This window comes from Chryseolinea soli (genome assembly GCF_003589925.1).
Taxonomy (GTDB): Bacteria; Bacteroidota; Bacteroidia; order Cytophagales; family Cyclobacteriaceae; genus Chryseolinea; species Chryseolinea soli.
Map to the genome: position 1 here is coordinate 6,260,752 of NZ_CP032382.1, position 13,309 is coordinate 6,274,060.

Annotated in this window: 9 protein-coding genes; 5 read left to right on the forward strand and 4 right to left on the reverse strand. The window is 51.9% G+C overall.

The window, feature by feature from the left end:
- Nucleotides 1-62 precede the first annotated feature (62 nt).
- From D4L85_RS26165 to msrA, 4 genes are all read left to right on the forward strand, one after another.
- A complete protein-coding gene (locus D4L85_RS26165) occupies nt 63-2,474 on the forward strand; it encodes a glycoside hydrolase family 31 protein (RefSeq protein ID WP_119757076.1) in 2,412 nt (803 codons plus the stop codon).
- 143 nt (nt 2,475-2,617) lie between these two features.
- A complete protein-coding gene (locus tag D4L85_RS26170; protein WP_119758953.1) occupies nt 2,618-3,907 on the forward strand; it encodes an MFS transporter in 1,290 nt (429 codons plus the stop codon).
- A 156-nt stretch (nt 3,908-4,063) separates the two neighbouring features.
- Nucleotides 4,064-5,200 (forward strand): hypothetical protein, encoded by a 1,137-nt coding sequence (locus D4L85_RS26175; RefSeq protein ID WP_119757077.1) that lies wholly within the window; start codon nt 4,064-4,066, stop codon nt 5,198-5,200.
- A 353-nt stretch (nt 5,201-5,553) separates the two neighbouring features.
- Nucleotides 5,554-6,114 carry a peptide-methionine (S)-S-oxide reductase MsrA gene (msrA, locus tag D4L85_RS26180; RefSeq protein WP_228450638.1) on the forward strand — a complete coding sequence of 187 codons (561 nt, stop codon included), beginning with the start codon at nt 5,554-5,556 and terminating at the stop codon, nt 6,112-6,114.
- Between the two features lie 197 nt (nt 6,115-6,311).
- Here msrA and D4L85_RS26185 read toward each other — a convergent pair whose 3' ends face one another.
- The 3 genes from D4L85_RS26185 to D4L85_RS26195 form a co-directional block, all read right to left on the reverse strand.
- The gene (locus D4L85_RS26185) at nt 6,312-6,848 is read right to left on the reverse strand and encodes a hypothetical protein (protein WP_119757079.1); all 537 of its coding nucleotides are present in this window, start codon (nt 6,846-6,848) and stop codon (nt 6,312-6,314) included.
- 45 nt (nt 6,849-6,893) lie between these two features.
- Nucleotides 6,894-7,445 carry an RNA polymerase sigma factor gene (locus D4L85_RS26190; RefSeq protein ID WP_119757080.1) on the reverse strand — a complete coding sequence of 184 codons (552 nt, stop codon included), beginning with the start codon at nt 7,443-7,445 and terminating at the stop codon, nt 6,894-6,896.
- A 77-nt stretch (nt 7,446-7,522) separates the two neighbouring features.
- Nucleotides 7,523-8,956 carry a CCA tRNA nucleotidyltransferase gene (locus tag D4L85_RS26195; protein ID WP_119757081.1) on the reverse strand — a complete coding sequence of 478 codons (1,434 nt, stop codon included), beginning with the start codon at nt 8,954-8,956 and terminating at the stop codon, nt 7,523-7,525.
- Nucleotides 8,957-9,482: 526 nt separating this feature from the next.
- On the opposite strand from D4L85_RS26195, the gene D4L85_RS26205 reads away from it, so the two are divergent.
- A complete protein-coding gene (locus D4L85_RS26205; RefSeq protein ID WP_160144012.1) occupies nt 9,483-10,568 on the forward strand; it encodes a LamG domain-containing protein in 1,086 nt (361 codons plus the stop codon).
- Nucleotides 10,569-10,806: 238 nt separating this feature from the next.
- Here the strand turns inward: D4L85_RS26205 and D4L85_RS26210 are convergent, their stop codons facing one another.
- On the reverse strand, nt 10,807-13,212 hold the full coding sequence (locus D4L85_RS26210) for a bifunctional YncE family protein/alkaline phosphatase family protein (protein WP_119757084.1): 2,406 nt from the start codon (nt 13,210-13,212) through the stop codon (nt 10,807-10,809).
- Between the last annotated feature and the right edge of the window lie 97 nt (nt 13,213-13,309).

The window sequence follows — 13,309 nt, forward strand, 5'->3', positions numbered from 1 at the left end:
CTTGCCCGGCAAGGGCTCTTTTCTTTTTTATCTTTACTTAGATCGCAACGACCCCATTCCCTATGGCAAATCTTCTCAAATCCTCGCTCAGCCAATCCCTGGGCACCCTGCAAAAGTGGACTCCCATCACGGGGGGCCTACACGGGGAAACGGATCAGGGCAGCTTCCGGCTGCTGGTGTACAACGCCAACATCATCCGGCTGAGTGTGGCCCGGGCTGGCGATGCATTCGAGGACTTTTCCTATGCCGTTATAGCGTCGCCGGAAACAGACCATCATCGGGTTTCCGAAAAAGACGGGGTCGTCCGGGTGACCACGACAGCCCTATCGGTCGAGATCACCAAGAGTCCCGTGCGCTTCCGTTTTCTCACCGCCGACGGAAAAACGATCAACGAAGACGACCCGGCCTTTGGCACCAGCTGGAATGGCGACCAGGTGACGACCTATAAAAAACTCCAGGAAGGCGAGCGCTTTATCGGTTTGGGTGAAAAGACCGGGCCGCTGGACCGCCGCGGCCAGGGCTACACCAACTGGAACACCGACAGCTTTGCCTACTCCACGGGCGCCGACCCACTGTACAGCACCATCCCGTTCTACATCGGCGTGCACCACCACCTCAGCTACGGCATCTTTTTCGACAACTCCCATAAATCGTTCTTCAACTTCGGCGCGTCCAACAACCGCTTCTCCAGCTTTGCAGCCGACGGCGGGGAGATGAACTACTATTTTATACACGACACTTCAGTGGCCGGCATTGTGAAGCACTATACGCACCTGACCGGGCGAATGGAAATGCCTCCCCTGTGGAGCATCGGCTTCCAGCAGTGCCGCTATAGTTACTACCCCGACAAAGAGGTGCTCACCCTGGCGCAAACTTTCCGCGACAAAGACATTCCCTCGGATGTGATCGTGCTCGACATCCATTACATGGAACAGTACAAGATCTTTACCTGGAGCAAAAAGGATTTCCCTCAGCCCCAGAAGATGCTGGAGCAACTCAAGGCGCTGGGCTTTCATGTGGTAGTGATGTGCGACCCCGGCATTAAAGTGGAAGAAGGCTACGAAGCCTATGATTCCGGGGTGAAGCAGGAGGTTTTTATCCGGTATCCCGACGGCACCAACTACAGCGGCCAGGTGTGGCCCGGCTGGTGTCACTTCCCCGACTTCAGCAGTCCCAAAACGCGCCAATGGTGGCAGGAACAATTCAAGGCGTATGTAGCCATGGGGTTGGAAGGCTTCTGGAACGATATGAACGAGATCGCCACCTGGGGGCACATGCTCCCGGAAAACATAGAGATGGATTTCGAAGGCAACAAGGCCACCATGCGCCGCGGGCGCAACCTCTATGGCTTCCTGATGGCCCGCAGCACCTACGAAGGCACCAAGGCGTTGCTGAAAGGCAAGCGCCCCTTCAACCTGACACGCTCGGGCTACAGCGGCGTGCAACGCTATGCCGCCTTGTGGACCGGCGACAACGTGGCCTATGACGAACACATGATCATGGGTGCGCGCATGGTCTCCAACCTGGGTCTTGGCGGTATCGCCTTTGCGGGCTATGACGTGGGAGGATTTGTGGGCGATGCCAACACCAAGCTTTATGCCCGTTGGATCTCCATCGGCGCCTTCTCCCCTTTCTTCCGCGGCCACTCCATGATCAACAGCCGCGACTCCGAGCCGTGGGCCTATGGCGAAGAGGTGGAACAGATCTCCCGCAACTACATCAAGTTCCGCTATCAACTCCTCCCCTACATCTATTCGCTGTTCCATGAAGCTGCCGAGACCGGCATGCCCGTGCAGCGCGCACTGGCCCTGGACTATACACACGACTTCAAGATCTACGACGGACAGTTTTACAACCAGTATTTATTCGGCCCGAACTTCCTGGTAGCACCCGTAGAAAGTACGCGCGATTTTGTGAAGGTCTATTTCCCCGAAGGCAAGTGGTACTCGCTGTACGACGGCAAACCCTTTACCGGCAACACGGAGGTGATCGTGGAGTGCCCTGCGCATAGGCTTCCCGTATATGTGAAAGCTGGGGCCGTGATCCCGATGCAGCCGGTGCGATCGCATACCAAAGAAGCCACAGACACCCTGATCGTGCACGTGTACACCGGAAGCGATTCGCGTTTTTGCTACTACACCGACGACGGGAGCACGTTTGCTTATCAACAAGGAGAATTTTCAAAACGCTGGATCACCTATAGCGATCGTCAACGACAAATCACCTTCGAAGAAGTGGAAGGCATGTATACGTCGCCGGTAAAACACCTGGCGGTGGTGGTTCACGGCCTCGACCAGAGCGTGTTGCACGTCCAGGTGAACGGCGAGCACAAGGCCTTCCGCCACGAGACGAATACGTTCTTTGCTGCGCTGGAAAAATTCGATCCCATCTACGATCCGGAGCCGGCGCCCTATGAGGACGTGCACCGCGTGGACGTGGACTATCGCCACGGGGCGATCGTGCTGCAGTGGTAATGTTAACGATTGCTCTTGGGAATTTCGCGGGTTTTGTTCACTTTTAACGGATCACCATCCGCCACTGAGCAACCTAGACCGTGCAAACCGCCACTGCTACCCTAACGGAAAAACCCCGCCTTACCCGCGCGCAAATCTGGAACATGAGCTTCGGATTTTTTGGCATCCAGTTCGGCTTTGCACTTCAAAATGGAAATGCTTCGCGCATCCTGGGCATCTTTGGCGCGGAGGTGGAGCACTTGTCGCTGTTTTGGCTGGCGGCACCGCTCACGGGGATGATCGTCCAACCCATCATCGGCCATTATAGCGATCGTACCTGGACATCATTGGGACGGCGACGCCCATATTTCCTCGCCGGCGCCATTCTTGCGTCGAGCGCGCTCATCTTCATGCCCAACGCCGATTGGCTTGTGAGCCTGCTTCCGCCGTTGTACGTAGGCGCGGGCATCCTCATGATCATGGATGCGTCCTTTAACGTGGCCATGGAGCCCTTCCGGGCCCTGGTGGCCGACCTGCTTCCTTCTGATCAACGTACCCTGGGTTTTTCAATACAGACCTGCCTCATAGGTCTGGGCGCCGTGATCGGCTCTTTCCTGCCCCTCATTTTTGCCGAGCTCATTGGCGTTCCGAAAGTAGCGCCTGCTGGTGAGGTGCCCTTGAACGTAACACTTTCGTTCTATGTGGGCGCCTTCATTTTTCTGGTCGCGATCATATGGACCGTTGTCACCACGAGAGAATATCCACCCAGCGAGGATCAAAAAGAAGATCATAAAGAACAGGCACATCGTGGCCTTTCACAAATATTCCACGATTTCCGGGCTATGCCGAAGACCATGAAACAACTGGGCCTGGTTCAATTTTTTTCATGGTCGGCGCTTTTTACGATGTGGGTTTTCACGACATCCGCTGTATCTACGCACGTCTATGGCGTGCCGCTAAGCGACAGGAGCTCAGTTGGTGCGCAAACGGCAGGCAATTGGGTGAGCGGGTTATTTGGAATCTACAATGGCGTATCGGCCGTGTATGCTATGCTCTTGCCTTATGTGGCCTTTAAGCTGGGTCGAAAATTGGCTTATTCGCTGTCGCTTACAGCGGGTGGCCTGGGCCTTATTTCGATGTATTTCATCTCGGATCCCGGGGTCCTGGTATTTTCCATGGTGGGGGTAGGCATAGCTTGGGCCAGTATTTTGGGCATGCCGTATGCTATTCTGGCGGGGGCCGTTCCCTCTCATAAGATGGGCGTGTATATGGGACTGTTCAATTTCTTCATCACCTGCCCGCAAATTGTGACCAGCCTCGCAGGCGGCCCCATTGTGAAATATGTGTTCCATTCGCAACCGATCTACTGCATTGTTATGGCAGGGACGCTCCTTCTGATCGCCGCGCTTTGTGTCCGGTTTGTCGATGACAAGGATGATCCGATAAAGGCGTGACCCAAAGTGGAAATCATGAAAATCAGAGGGACCTGGACACATGTAACTTTTTCTAAAAGGAAGCGCCTCCTAAACCCGGTTTGACGCTTTGCTGGCTTTTACTTTTCGCGCCATACTGATTACCTTTCGACACTCAAATACAACAGGATCACCCCCATGAAACCAGGACGCCTACTCATCCTCTTTTCCCTTATCCTTCTAGCATGCAGTTCCGGTAAACAGGCCTATGAGCGCGGCGACTACTACGGCGCGGTCATGAAGGCCGTGCAGCGCTTGCGACAAAATCCCGACCATTCGAAATCCCTGGAAACGCTGAAGAGCGCATATCCCCTGGCGGTGGAATATTTCGAGACGGAAGCCAACAACCAGATCGCCTCTAACTCGGCCTTCAAGTGGAAGAACGCCATTCAATCCTACGACCAGATCAACAATCTGTACGAGGCCGTGCGGCAATGTCCCGGTTGCAAGAAGGCAGTGTCCAATCCCAAAAACTACTATGCCGAGATCGGTCCGCTAAAAGAAAAGGCCGCCGATGAAAGCTACAATGCCGGCATCGAAGCGCTGATGAAAGGTGAACGCAACGAAGCCAAAAAAGCCTTCTTCAATTTCTCGGACGCGCAAGTGTTTGTGCCCGGCTACAAAGACGTGGTCGAATACCTGGACAAGGCCAAATTTGAAGCCACGCTGAAGGTGATCATCGAACAAATTCCCGTGCCGGCGCGCTACAACCTGAGCGGAGGGTTCTTCCAGGACAAAGTGGAAGAGTTTCTGCATAACAACTACACGGAAATGACCTTTATAAAATTCTATACTCCCGAAGAAGCTAAAGTTGCCCAGCTTCCCTATGCCGACCAGATCATCCGCATCCAATTCGATGACTTTTCAGTAGGCAATACGTTGATGAAGGAAAAAGAAGAGACCGTGAGCCGCGACAGCGTGAAGGTGGGCGAAACAAAAGTGAATGGCAAAATGGTTCCTGTCTACAACACCGTGAAAGCAAAGCTCACCACCTATCGCAAAGAACTTAGCTCCAACGGTCTGCTGAGCATGATCGTGGTTGATGCCAAGACCAACGGGGTGCTGACACACCGCAAGTTCCCGGGCGAGTATGTGTGGGTGAGCCAATGGGCACGCTTCAACGGCGACGAACGCGCCTTGAGCGACGAACAACTGCGCACGTGCCGGCTGAAAGAGCTCCAACCTCCCGGCCCGCAAGACCTGTTCCTGGAATTCACCAAACCGATCTATAACCAACTGATCCCGTCCGTGAAAAACTTTTACCAGAGCTATTGATCGCCGCCAAGAAAGCAGGAATATATTGATCGTGATAGCCCGGCCGTTATGACCGGGCTTTTTTGTTGGCGCCGCCTTTCGGCGAATGAGAAATCAGGCTTGGGTGGGTGTTTGAACGCTGGATCATTCCTTCGGGCACCCCTTTTGGGTTATGGCCGTGAGCGGTCGGTCTTTTAATCGAGGGAAATGTAGCCTGTCCGACACTTCGGGAGAACCGGGTAAACTATTTTATTCGTATCTAGGTTAAGTAAACAAATCCTATAAATATGCGATCCATCTTCATTTCACTGGCCTTTGTAGCCTTGTTCGCAGGGGTTTCTTGTGGTCAAAAAAACAAAAACACAAAGAAGACAATGACAAATCCTATTCAAACAGAAGGCCTGGAGCTTGCCACTTTCGGTTCCGGTTGCTTCTGGTGTACCGAAGCTGTTTTCCAAAATGTAGAAGGTGTCGAAAAAGTTGAATCCGGTTATTCAGGGGGCAAGGTAAAGAACCCGACCTACAAAGAAGTGTGCAGCGGTCTCACCGGCCACGCTGAAGTGATCCAACTTACCTACGACCCGAAAAAGGTGACCTACGACGAGTTGTTGGAGATCTTCTGGAAGACCCACGATCCGACCACCCTAAACCGACAGGGCAACGACGAAGGGCCGCAGTATCGCTCGGTGATCTTTTATCACAACGATGAACAAAAGCGATTGGCCGAATCTTATAAGGCAAAACTTATCCAGGAGCAAATATACGATCGTCCGATCGTCACGGAGATCACGCCTTTCAGTGTGTTCTACAAGGCCGAAGACTATCACCAAAACTACTACAACCTGAATGGTAACGCTCCCTACTGCTCGTATGTTATCCAACCCAAGGTTGAAAAGTTTAAGAAGGTGTTTAAAGACAAATTGAAAAAAGAATAAATTTTTTTTCGATCCGTGAAACCTACAGCCATGAGTAGCGTTAGTATTCTTGAGTAGAGTAATTCTTCTCATAGGTTTAGGTTTAGGTAACAAAAAAGCCCAGAGACGCTGGGCTTTTTTGCATTTATACCGTTGTGTAAATTCCTTCTTAAATTTTCCTTAAAGCGAAAGCTTAATCAACCACAGAATATTTCCTTCTACACAGATTCTTCCTTCTTTTCTTTCTTATCCTTGTATGATTCACCCTCTTTCTTTTCCAGCGTGTGCAGTTGCTGGTTCAGCAGGTCGATGCGAATGAGGAGATTGAGCACGAGCGCGTCTTTCACTTTCTGGCTGGGATGCGCTTTCATTTCTTCTTTCAACACGCTGTACATCGCCTCGAGCTGTTGAAAATCTTGCGTGAAGCCATTCAGTCCTTCGTTTCTTTGAAACTCGTCGATGAGTTGTACTTTTTCAGAGATCTGGTTGATGTAGAAACGCTCGACATCCCTGAATTCGTTGGCTGCCACCTCGGAGACCGCGGGCTTTGCATTTGTTTTCTGGTAGAACAGATAACCCGACAGGGCCATGAACACCACGGCCGCGGCGCGCCAGAGCGTGAGCGAGTTCCAAACTGTCGTTCGTGAACCTTGCTGTGTGGCGGCATGGATGTTTTTCCACACCCGTTCAGACGGCTCCTTGTCGTCGAAGGCGGCGCGGTTCCGGTGTACAAAATCTTCCAGTTGATCTTTCATATGCGTGCTCGTTTTCGTTCTCTTCTCGATCCCTGATATAGGGTGTTATCTCAGGTGAACCTGGGTTAATAATTGTCTCAATTTACTTTTCGCGCGGTTGAGCTGCGATTTCGAAGTCGACTCCGTGATGCCCATGATCTCGGCGATCTCCTGGTGGTCGTAGCCTTCCAACAAATATAGCGAGAGCACGGACCGGTAGCCATCGGGCAACTGTTCGATACCCCGTTTCACCCGGTCAACCGTGAGTTCATTCCCATAGTCGGCGGGTGGCTCCTCCTCGGCAACATCCCATTTTTCGTCGTCGGGTATGGCTTCGTGCTTTTTCTTGTTCAGAGCGTTGATGGCCTTGTTCACCACGATGCGTTTCAACCAGGCGCCAAAGGTGGCGTCGCCACGGTAGCTATCGAGGTTGCGGAAGGCGTTGATGAAGGCCTCCTGGAGCACGTCCTCGGCCTCCTCCTCGCTTCGGGTGATGCGGTAGCCCACATTGTACATGGCCTTGGCATAGAGCTTATAAAGGCTATGCTGCGCCACGCTGTCGCCCGCCTTGCAACGCTCGATCAGGTCGTGGTGAATGTTTACTCCCGGTTGGTCCACAACGAAGACAGTCTTTTAGTTTTCAAAGACCAAGGTAAACAGAAATGGTTGCATGGAATGGCCGGAAAAATGGGTTGTCATTCCGGATTTGGCAGGGGATCGGCGTTTCTCACCAGCCCCTTTTCGGCGGCGATCCGGTGGAGCAGGGCCAGGGCCTCCTCCTTGTCGTTTCGGATCTCGCCTTCCAGAATGGCTTCCTTGATCTGCTCCTTGATGTCGCCGATGATGCGGCCGGGAGGCAGGTTATACATGGCCATGATCATGTCGCCGGTCACGGGCGGCTGGAAATTGCGGATGTTGTCCTTCTGCTCCACCTCGGCGATCTTCTGCTCCACGAGGTCAAAATTCTTCAGGAACCGGCCCACCTTTTCCATGTTCTTGGAAGTGATGTCGGCCCGGCACAGGGTCATGAGCGCGTCGATGTCGTTGCCCGCGTCGAAGAGCAAGCGGCGGATAGCGCTGTCGGTCACCTCCTTGGCCAATGGAATCGGGCGCAGGTGCAGACGCACGAGGTTCTGGACAAACAGCATGTGCTCGTTCATGGGCAGTTTGAGGCGCTTGAAAATGCCCGGGGTCATGCGCGCGCCACGGTCTTCATGGCCGTGAAAAGTCCAACCGTGGTCTTTGTCATAGCGCTTGGTGGCCGGCTTGGCGATGTCGTGTAGTATGGCCGCCCAGCGCAACCAGAGGTCACTGGATTCCTTGGCGACGTTGTCCAGCACCTGCAGGGTGTGGAAGAAATTATCCTTATGGGCGCGGTTCCCCACGTACTCTACACCGTGCAACGCCACCAGCTCGGGGAAGAACTGGTTGAGCAGGCCACTGTGAAAGAGCAGCTTGAAGCCGTATGATGGTATGGGGCTCAGAATGATCTTGTTAAGTTCGTCCGTAATGCGCTCCTGTGATACGATCTTGAGACGGGCCGCTTGGGTGGTGAGGGCCTGAAAGGTGTCGGCCTCGATGTCGTAATTCAGTTGGGAAGCAAAGCGGACGGCGCGCATCATGCGGAGCGGGTCGTCGGAGAAGGTGACCTCCGGGTCGAGCGGGGTGCGGATGCTTTTTTTGCGCATGTCTTCCTGGCCCCCAAACGGGTCGATGAGCTCGCCAAAATTCCGCTGGTTTAGGCTGATGGCCAGGGCGTTCATGGTGAAGTCGCGGCGCTTCTGGTCGTCGTCGAGGGTGCCGTCTTCCACGATAGGTTTGCGGGATTCGGCACGGTAGGATTCTTTGCGGGCCCCCACAAACTCCAGGTCCATGTTGTCGAACCGGATCTGGGCGGTGCCAAAGTTTTTATAGATGGCCACATGCACATCCGGGCCGAGGGCTTTGGCCACTTCCTGGGCCAGGGCGATACCACTGCCGATGCAGACGAAATCGATGTCTTTACTTGGACGCTTCAGAATGAGGTCACGGACATAGCCTCCCACCACGTAGGTATCCAGACCCAACCGGTCGGCTACAGCGCCGATGCGGCGGAATACGGGGTGATCGAGGGAGGTGGCCAGGTTCATTGTGCGTGAAAGTGTTTCGGTCAAAGTTAGCAAGCAAAAGTCCGATTTAACAAGCCTGCTTTTCAATTGCCTTCTTGATAAAAGAAATTGCTGGTCATCGTCGGCAGAAAGGCCGTAAACCACGGGGCAATTCCTTCGCAGGCGATAGAGAAATCATTTTTCAGTTTGAGGCATGTGGCACACCTCGTGCTGCGTCGCCAAAGTATCAACGACCAATGGCTCGTCGATCCATGGGTAGTTGTGATCGGGAAAGATAGATTGCCTCTGAAGTTTCGATCGATCGCTATCGGTTTGACATAGAGACCCGGTGATGGCCAATCGCCGTCATCATGCCAATAATAACGTACCGAATCACAGCCTTGCCGGGTCTATTTACCCTATATTCTTTTTGGGTAGCGTTGTTTGGTATTTCAAAAAAATAAAACGTTCTTAGCTATCGCCGGCCAATCCAACATGACCCTGATTGGGCAGAGCCAGCCAATTTGTATGTCATTTTAAAAACATTCCAACCATGCTTCCTAATTTTATGAAATTTCGTGACCTGTCCGGGGGTCTTTTGCTTGTTTTGATTTTTGCCATCGTTCTTGAAAGTTGCAAAGACGACGCCCCCGACCCGGTGGTGCCTGTAGTGGTCAATTTTCAAAGTAAGTCCGTGTCCGTCAATGAATCGAAAGTCGATGGCGAAGTCGTTACCCTTGCCTTGCAAGGGCCAGCCACAAGAGACCAGAATGTTAAAGTATCGATCAGTGATCACACGACTTCTTATGGGGACGACTATGTGACAGAGCCTGTTGCCGTTGGCGGTATGATCACTTTGCATGTTGCGAAAGGCGCGACAAATGCTTCCTTTAAAATCGTTCCAAAAGTGAATTCGGCTTTTGATGGAGACAAAGACGTGACCTTTTTCCTCACGGGAACCGATAGCGTTAGCGTTGTGGGCAATGCGGAATCGCGGGCAACCATTGTCGATGACGACTTGGTATTTTTTCTTCCCATGCTGGCATCGATTGCCGACAATTCTCATTTTTCGAATCAGATCTTGGAGGGCTCAGGTTCTTTTGTTCCCGGCACGACTGGCAAACCGGCCACGGCTTATCATTTGAATGGCTATTCCGATCGGATCATCGTAAAAAATGCGTCGGCGTTGGATAAAATTGAAAAGATAACCCTTGCAGCCTGGGTGAAGCCGGAATCCTTCTATGGTAATGGAAACAACGGAATCCTGGAAAAACCCTATCAAACGCACTCAGGCCCGACGTATCAATACAAACTCGGACTGACCGGCGACGAGTATCCGAACACAACGGCCACGTTCAACTTTGCGCTGTCACTGAATCTTCAATATAAAGTAGTGGTTTCGCCTGCCACATGGGTGACCGGACAATGGTATTTCGTCGTGGCGACTTATGATGGAGCGGCCATGTCGCTCTACGTGAACGGAGAACTTTCGATATCTCAACCCGCAACCGGGGTGATCAACCAGTTTGGCCAGAACCTGGTGATCGGCGAGACCTACAATATCTCGTCCTATACTCCAGGAAATTTTGGTGAAATGCGCATTTATAACCGTGCGTTGTCGGCTGCGGAGATCAAGGATCTCTATCAGCGCTAAAGGGGGGACCATTCCACCCCGATCCGTTCCAACAGACAAAAAAGGGTCCTTACGTTCTTCCTTTACGTGAAAAAATGGAAGGCATCAATGAATGGAATTCTATTCTTACAAATTTGACCAGCAAAAAGGAGAGCTTTCATAGAAGGCTCCCCAAAGCTTGTCAAGTAACGCTGACTCCACCCATTGATGGAATTTTATAGTTTCACCTGTGATAAAGGCAGATAGCTTTCATTAGGCGTCAATCATCATCGTTATCGTCTGCCAAGGGAATAACAAAAGCGGCCCGCTTGGGCCCTGGGAACGGGGTCTCCCCTTTCAACCCATGCCAAAGCACCTGATTAAATTCGATGTCGTTGTTTGAATCTTCCTTGTCGAAGGAGAACTGTTCAGACTTTTTCTGCCATTGATTGATCGCAACATTTTTTTCATCCAAACTTACTCTGGGTATGATAGCATGAAAAGAAAAAGGCGCAGGACTTGTATTGAAACAAGACCACATCGGGGTGGCCGCAGCGTCATATTGGGTCATGGGCTCCATGCCCAAGAGCAGCTCCATGGTTCTAAGCATTGACGCCGTTGTGTAAAGCGTGTGATCCACCACTTTTCTTTTGATATAACCTCCGGCAATGTAGGCGGTGCTGCGGTGCGCATCCACGTGATCGGCACCGTTCTGCGCATCATCCTCCACAATAAAGACTACGGTCTCATTCCAGATGGGGCTTTGTGAAAGTGTTTCTATAAACATCCCCACAGCCAGGTCATTGTCGGCCACGTGGGCATAGGGCGAGGGCCGGCCCAGGCGGACGCCTTCGGTGTGGTCGTTGCCAAACCGCACCGTGTTAAACTGCGGAAGCTTGTTGTTTTTTAGCAAGGACAAGAAATCTTTTTTCCAGACATAAAATCGCGTCGTGTCGCGGATCTCCAAGCTGTAGCTGGGGTAGGTCGGACAATTGTGGCCGGCCAGTATGGGAATCGTGGGGCGTTCGTGTTCCATGAACTCTCCATACGTTCGATACGAGATTCCGTATCGCGAACAATTGTTCCAGATAAAACCATTTTTGTTATTGGCGATCTCGCGCTCACCTTCGCCACCATAGGTTCCACCGCGCCCGCTATAGCTGGAGGGCCAGGTCTTTTCGAGATAATCAGTGGCATAAGCACCCATGCTCCAACTGTGCCCGTCGGCGCTGACTTCGGCATTGACATAAAAATTATCGAGCAGCACAAAAGACTCTACCAAAGCATGTTGGTTGGGCGTATATTTTCTTCCGAAAAGAAGCAATGTCGTGTCGCCGTTCCCTCCTTTCACGTCGGCCAGCACCTGGTCGTAGGTCCTGTTTTCTTTGATCACATAAAAGACATACTTGATGGGTGATTCTTTGCCCATTTTGATCGGTGCCGGCCTGTCGAGCGTGTCGCGCCGGTATTGTGAATACGGGGAATTACTATAGACTTTGCCCGAGTATTCTTTCAACGCCTTGGCGGAAGGTATATCGATGATGCTCATCGTGCCTTTTAACAAAGAACCGATATACTGCACATCGCTTCCCTCCTTCGTGATGCCGCCATGGTGAATCACATCTTCCTTTTTTCGCACCGGCGAAGGGCCGAACGGGTTAGCTTTCGATTCAAATCCTTTGCCATTGGAAACCCACAATTTTTTATTGATCAGTCGAACACAAGTTGGATACCATCCCGTAGGAATAAAACCCATCGCCGAACTTCTTCCGGGCTTCGACACATCGAACACGGCGAGGCAATTGTTATCGGCGTTGGCGATGTAAAGCTTTTTTTCGGAGGGATCGTATGCCAGGCTATTGGTCGTCGAGCCGCTGGGGGAATCCGGAAAGAGCGCGGCGTCGAGTGTTTCGATCACTTTTTTACTTTTGTTGTCGATCACGGAAACACTGTTGTCGTTGGCGTTGCAGACGTACAGATACTTGCCATCCGGGGTGAGCAAAAGTTCATTGGGATTGTCGCCTACCGTGATGGGGTTCTTCCAGATGTTTTTTTCCAGGTCCCAGGTGAGAAGCTTGTCGCATCCCCAACAGGAGATATAGAGTTCTTTTTTGTCACGGCTTAGTTTGCAGGCGTAGGCCTCCGCTCCCAGCCCGAGGGTGTTCAGGATTTTCTTTGTTTTCAGATCGATCACATATAATTTCTGATCTTCCCGGGTCACGACATAAAGCCGTTGTCGCTTATCGTCCACCTCGATCCCCGCAGGTCCGATTTTCTCGGGCCACGGTTTGCCAAGTTTCAGTGTGTCGGTGAGTATGAGTTTGTCTTTTTGTACTGCGAATTGAAGGATAAGATTATCGTGGCCGCCGGAAGCAAAGAGATATTTTTCATCGCCTGAGAACGCAAGGCCGTACCATGATTTTGACACCACCACGGAGTCAATCTTTTTTTGTTTTCGAAGATCGATGAGCTCAATACTTTGAATGCCCTGGCCGTTGTTGGTGACAGCTAAATATTTTGATGACGGGCTGATTACCATGTTCAAAGGCAAATCGCCCAAGGGAAAGGACGTGCCGGCCGGGGTGAGTTTCCAGCCATTTGGCAATAGCACGGGTTTGGGGAGGGCTTGCGCCAGTAAGGATTGTGCGGTAAAATAAAGGACTATTAGAAGGAACGACCGTGCCATGGGTTCACAAGAGTAGGTTGTTGTAAAAGTAGGTTAAAAACAGGGCACGCGTTGTGTTTTTTACTTTATCGGTGTTTTACTATTGTGTTAGCGGGGG

Coding starts and splice junctions, on each gene's coding strand:
- D4L85_RS26175 (WP_119757077.1), top strand. CDS start 4,064: ATGAAACCAGGACGCCTACTCATCCTCTTTTCCCTTATCCTTCTAGCA.
- D4L85_RS26210 (WP_119757084.1), bottom strand. CDS start 13,212: ATGGCACGGTCGTTCCTTCTAATAGTCCTTTATTTTACCGCACAATCC.
- D4L85_RS26185 (WP_119757079.1), bottom strand. CDS start 6,848: ATGAAAGATCAACTGGAAGATTTTGTACACCGGAACCGCGCCGCCTTC.
- D4L85_RS26170 (WP_119758953.1), top strand. CDS start 2,618: ATGAGCTTCGGATTTTTTGGCATCCAGTTCGGCTTTGCACTTCAAAAT.
- D4L85_RS26195 (WP_119757081.1), bottom strand. CDS start 8,956: ATGAACCTGGCCACCTCCCTCGATCACCCCGTATTCCGCCGCATCGGC.
- D4L85_RS26205 (WP_160144012.1), top strand. CDS start 9,483: ATGAAATTTCGTGACCTGTCCGGGGGTCTTTTGCTTGTTTTGATTTTT.
- msrA (WP_228450638.1), top strand. CDS start 5,554: ATGACAAATCCTATTCAAACAGAAGGCCTGGAGCTTGCCACTTTCGGT.
- D4L85_RS26165 (WP_119757076.1), top strand. CDS start 63: ATGGCAAATCTTCTCAAATCCTCGCTCAGCCAATCCCTGGGCACCCTG.